Source organism: Moorena sp. SIO3I6, assembly GCF_010672095.1.
The window spans coordinates 1-1,772 of sequence record NZ_JAAHHU010001031.1; the positions used below are offsets into that span (position 1 = coordinate 1).

A 1,772-nucleotide genomic window follows, 5' to 3' on the forward strand; every position below is an offset into this window, starting at 1 on the left:
GGTACAAATATCTGGGTTTTAGGGAGCAGGGAGCAGGGAGCAGGTAAGAGAGAAAAGGCAAGAGCCAATAGTCAAACAATTCTGTGTACCTCATGAGTCCTAGAAACGCTATATCTATAAAAAATAAATTTGTTTTGCTTCCTGAAGTAAATTGTCGTAACTTAACAAGTTTATATCAATACATCCCAAATATAAGAGAACCATAATGGATATCACAGGTTACACGAGAATGGATCTTCTGACTAAAGAGCAGTGGGATTTTAGCAGTCAATGTCTTGAAGAACTTGTCAATAGTGTGACAGAGCAGATTGTTAAAGCCTTGCTAGAGCTGCGCGGTAGTACAATGGGAGCTCAAGTAGATCGCCTGGAACATTCCTTACAAACAGCCACTCGGGCATTGCGGAGTGGTGCTGATGAAGAAATGGTTGTTTGTGCCCTGCTACACGATATTGGCGATAACCTTGCGCCCTATAATCATGGTCAAGTGGCTGCAGCGATTTTACGACCTTATGTGTCCCCAGAAAATGCCTGGATGATAGAAAATCATGAGGTCTTTCAAGGTTATTACTTTAACAACTTTATCGGTCAAGATCGCAATGAGCGCGATAAGTTCAAAGAGCATCCCGCTTTTGAACAAACAATTATTTTCTGCGATCGCTGGGATCAACTGTCTTTCGATCCAAATTATGACACACTTTCTATTTCCTGTTTCCGACCGATGCTCGAATCGATTTTTAGTCGCGAACCCAGACTTTAGACTGATATCAGTGCCCCGTGGCGATCGCTGAACTTAAATTTGGGTAGTCCTAAAAACTATTACCCAATCTCCTTGAAAACCCCGGCGAAGATAGATGAAATTCCCAATTAAAGCTGTACGTTTCCCAATAAATCCAATTATTAAACCGGGAATGCCAGGATTAGAAGACGATCGTGGTACTAACATTAATGGTCCATCCCTGATTCGCGTTCCTGACTGGATTGAAAATCCCCTAGGACGCTATTATCTTTATTTTGCTCATCACTTGGGTAAATATATTCGTCTTGCCTATGCCGACTCTCTAGAAGGAGAGTGGAAGATCTATGAGCAGGGAACGCTACACTTGGATGAAACAGCTTGCTCGGATCATATTGCTTCTCCAGATGTCCATGTTGACAATGAAGCCCAAGAAATACGGATGTACTTTCATGGCGACTATGAGGGGAGGGATAAGTACGATCAGGTGACAATGCTGGCAAAATCTGAAGATGGTCTGCATTTTACTGCTTTGCCAGAGATACTTGGACCATACTATTTTCGAGTTTTCCAGCACAACGGATTCCACTATGCTATTGCCAACAACTGGTATGGTACAGTTATGAAGAATCGTCCCATAGCTGGAATTGTACTCCGGTCAAAAGACGGTGTGACGGCGTTTGAGCCAGGACAAGATTTTATACTTAACCTACGACACGGTGCTGTATTGGTAAAAGGTGACCGATTGCTCGTATTCTACTCCAGATATGGCGATGCTCCCGAACGTGTTTTAATGAGCTACGTGGATTTAACCAAGGATTGGGACAAGTGGATTCCTTCAGAACCAGTTACAGTTCTCGAACCAGAAATGGATTATGAGGGAGTTGCTTTACCTATTGTCTCTTCGGAAGTTGGTGTTGCAGAAGAACCGGTGCGAGAACTGCACGACCCAGCTATCTACACCGAAGGAGAAAAAACGTACTTACTCTATTCAGTAGCAGGGGAAGAAGGTATTGCGATCGCTGAACTAAAATTTTGA

Annotated in this window: 2 protein-coding genes; both read left to right on the forward strand. The window is 43.0% G+C overall.

The genetic code is table 11. The annotated features are described in order from the left end of the window. Positions 1 to 229 precede the first annotated feature (229 nt). Positions 230 to 757, forward strand: coding sequence for an HD domain-containing protein (locus tag F6K49_RS45750; protein WP_293108907.1), 528 nt, complete (start codon positions 230 to 232; stop codon positions 755 to 757). Between the two features lie 94 nt (positions 758 to 851). Then, the gene (locus F6K49_RS45755) at positions 852 to 1,772 is read left to right on the forward strand and encodes a hypothetical protein (protein ID WP_293108910.1); all 921 of its coding nucleotides are present in this window, start codon (positions 852 to 854) and stop codon (positions 1,770 to 1,772) included.

Coding starts and splice junctions, on each gene's coding strand:
- F6K49_RS45750 (WP_293108907.1), top strand. CDS start 230: ATGGATCTTCTGACTAAAGAGCAGTGGGATTTTAGCAGTCAATGTCTT.
- F6K49_RS45755 (WP_293108910.1), top strand. CDS start 852: ATGAAATTCCCAATTAAAGCTGTACGTTTCCCAATAAATCCAATTATT.